Source organism: Amphritea sp. (assembly GCF_050300915.1).
Classification (GTDB): Bacteria; Pseudomonadota; Gammaproteobacteria; order Pseudomonadales; family Balneatricaceae; genus Amphritea.
The window spans coordinates 1-3,293 of record NZ_JBNKYN010000141.1 but is presented as its reverse complement, the minus strand read 5'-3'; the positions used below and the strand labels follow the sequence as shown (position 1 = coordinate 3,293).

Sequence of the window (3,293 nt, the reverse complement as noted above, 5' to 3'; positions counted from 1 at the left end):
CTGACGCGCTTTCTGAACCACGGAAACACTGCGAATCAGTATCTGTAACCTTTGCAGCGCGTCTTCCCGGTTTTTCTCCTGGGTGCGAAACTGCTGGGCTTTTATCACCACCACTCCCTCTTTGGTAATGCGTGAGTCTTTTAACTGCAGCAAGCGCTCTTTGTAAAACTCAGGGAGAGAGGAGGCATTAATATCAAAACGCAGATGGATGGCGGATGAAACCTTGTTAACATTCTGCCCCCCGCTGCCCTGAGCGCGGATTGCACTGAGCTCAATCTCATCATCCGGTATTGATACATTATTGGAAATAGTCAGCACGATTCAACCCGTTTTTCACTACCTGATCCGCTGTAAAATGGCGGCAAACTCAACTGAGATCCTGCGGATGTTTACGCAGGAACACCGCCATCTTACCATCAGTTTTGATCAGATGATCGATTACCCACTCTCGCGCTAACTTCATAATATCGGCGTTCAATCGCCGATTAAATTCATCAATACTGACCGGCGTATCACCGACCCCAACAACCTCCAGAATGTCGCGGTAGAGCCGTTCCAGATGCTCAACGATCTTCTGATGCTCCTGCTTATGATCCGCATAATAGGGATAGCGAATCTTAATCTGAATTTTCTCTTCCCGGGCAAAATGTTCCCGAGTGTAATCGACCAGTTCGCGAAAAAAAACGGGCAGGTACTTCAGATTTTCAGGTTTACTAAGCGCCAATTCTACCGAGTTAAATAGTGCTATCAGATATTTATGATCAAGATCGATCAGATCATTCCCGGTTGATATTTGCGATCTCCAGATGACTGGCATATAAAATTCATTTCATATCAATAATAAGTTAGAGACGCATATTCAGAAATTAACGTAGTGAAGTCAAATATTAAGAGCGGTATAGCTGAAACAAACCGGACCTTTATCAGTTAATGAGACTGCTCTCCCGCCATCCATTGCGCGAAACATTTGAAAGTGTTGCGCCCTTCCTGCTTAGCCTGATAAAGCGCCAGATCAGCATACTCCATTAACCGGTTATCATCTCTGGTATCAGTAGGCGCAAATGCTATCCCAAGACTGGCAGTCAATACTAGAGATTCTCCTGCAACGGTCATCGGCTCTGCAACCACCTTAAGAACCCGTTCGGATAGCTGAATGGCGGTTTGTTTTATATCTCCCGACTGATTACCCAGCAGGATAACAAACTCATCCCCCCCCACCCGGCTGACCATATCGATAGCCCGAACGGTTTCTCTGAGACGTTGGGCGATGACAATCAAAACCTGATCACCAACCCCATGACCATGGGTATCGTTTATCTGCTTAAAAAAGTCGAGATCCATAAAGACCACCCCGATCTGCCGTTCAGGATAACGCTTCAAAACAGTCAGCTCATGCTGTAAACGGGCACTCAGAGAGCGTCGGTTTGGCAGGTCAGTAAGAGAGTCACTTTGTGCAAGATGCTCCAGCTGCTTTTCAAACGCCTTACGATCGCTGATATCGGTAAAGGTACCAATATAGTTCTCAACCTCACCTTTCTCATTGCGATAACAGGTGATCGAAAGTGCTTGCGGATAGAGCGTTCCATTTTTACGGAGATTCCAGACCTCCCCGTGCCACTCCCCATCCTCTTTGAGACTCTCCCACAGCTCCTTATAAAAATCAAAATCATGGGCAGAAGACTTCAGCATACTTGGATTTTTCCCCTTCACGTCGTCAAGAACATAACCTGTTATCCGGGTGAATGAGTTATTGATCCGCATAATCCGATTATTCGCATCGGTAATCATAATGCCTTCATGAGCAGCATCTACAATGCGCTGACTAATCTCCAGCGAACGGGCATTTTCACTCAGAGTAATCTGTTGCTGATTCAGATTATTCTGATAATCAGTAAATACTCCGCCCAGTCCCCGGGCAAAATAGCGCATCAACGCCATGACGGTTAGAACCAGAACAGCCACCAACAATGCCAGCTTCAGATTAGAATCAGACTGCTCTTTGATGATCAACTCTCGCTGATTCAACACTTCCCCAAGTGAGGGTTCCACATCTCCCCCGGCCACCACAATCCAGTCCCATACCGGCAATGGGGCAGCATAAACCAGTTGATTCTCCACCGGCAAACCATCCGCCTGGTACCAATCTGTGCGTATATACCCTTCCGTTTTAGCCTTATTGAGCAGAGCTATGATCCGCCCCCGATCACCCTGATCAACCATCTGTGAAACCTGCTGCCCCACCAGCCTTTTAACGCCTCTGCCTGCGATTACCTGGCCATTTCGATCAATAATCGACAAATAGCCCCCCTGACCGAATTGAATACTCTGAAGATGCTCTATTATCTCCTGCTGCAGATCGTTCTGTATCTGGAAAATATAATCACCGGCTCCCACCAGCCAATTGAAGGGTTCAAACCGTGCGATAAAGGTAATTTTATCTCTCATTTCAGAGCGGTCAGATGGGGGATACCAGCGATAACGAACATAACCGCGCCCCTCTTCTGAGCGAATTACCTGTAGAAAACGGCGTACGAAATAGGTACCCCGATCATCTTTAAGGTCGGCCATTGAGGTACCTTCCAGTTCGGGAAACGGAGGTAGCAGGATACTTTTTCCTGTCTCATCGCCAACAAAAAGATAGCCTCTGCCATTAAAAAATCGTATTTCACGGAGCGCATCAACCAGCTGTTTTTTTAACTCATCCTCGGGTAGCCTGTCCCGGTTTTGCTGATACAGACTTTCCATGACTGCCAGCGCCTGTGTCACTTCATTTTGTGAGCGAGCCATGATGATCTGCTCTGCCCGGCGATAACGACTATCAATAAAGCGAACGGCATTTGCGACTTCAGTTTGCAATCGACGATTGGTCTGAAGCTGAAAAGATGTTTGTAATTTCTCAAGATTTGTTCGATATGCTTGCTGCGTATAATGAATATAAGATCCAAACAAGCCTGTCAGAAGAAAAAGAGATATGGCGATCAGTACCCAAAAAGAAAACAGGCCCGAATTACCAACTTTTTTCGTGAAATCCATTATCACCCCGATCCATCAGCCAAAAGCTTAACAAGATTTACCTGAAAGCTTAGTTTACAGAGCGGTAAGCGTATAGTTTGAGAGAAAAACCAGCTACTCAGGATGACAGGTAAATAAAAAAGGCGGCCAGAGGCCGCCAAATAACACCGACATAATCCGGCATGAAAAGAACACCGGGTGCGGAGTGCATTCCACTCGTACAAAGTGGGCTGCGGTGCGAATCTCCAAACGACGACTGGAGACTGAGAAGCGGGGCAGAC

At 46.7% G+C, this 3,293-nt stretch carries 3 protein-coding genes; all 3 read right to left on the bottom strand.

Annotation, left to right across the window (positions count from 1 at the left end; all coding sequences use genetic code 11):
• On the bottom strand, window positions 1-318 hold a 318-nt coding region (gene arfB / locus ACQY8X_RS20700), incomplete at its 3' end, for an alternative ribosome rescue aminoacyl-tRNA hydrolase ArfB (protein ID WP_428037026.1).
• 49 nt (window positions 319-367) lie between these two features.
• Window positions 368-817 carry a bacteriohemerythrin gene (locus ACQY8X_RS20695; RefSeq protein WP_428037025.1) on the bottom strand — a complete coding sequence of 150 codons (450 nt, stop codon included), beginning with the start codon at window positions 815-817 and terminating at the stop codon, window positions 368-370.
• Between the two features lie 110 nt (window positions 818-927).
• Window positions 928-3,033 carry a cache domain-containing protein gene (locus tag ACQY8X_RS20690; protein ID WP_428037024.1) on the bottom strand — a complete coding sequence of 702 codons (2,106 nt, stop codon included), beginning with the start codon at window positions 3,031-3,033 and terminating at the stop codon, window positions 928-930.
• Window positions 3,034-3,293 lie beyond the last annotated feature (260 nt).

Excerpts from the sequence above, each read along its gene's own strand:
- ACQY8X_RS20695 (WP_428037025.1), bottom strand. The coding sequence starts at position 817 with ATGCCAGTCATCTGGAGATCGCAAATATCAACCGGGAATGATCTGATC.
- ACQY8X_RS20690 (WP_428037024.1), bottom strand. The coding sequence starts at position 3,033 with ATGGATTTCACGAAAAAAGTTGGTAATTCGGGCCTGTTTTCTTTTTGG.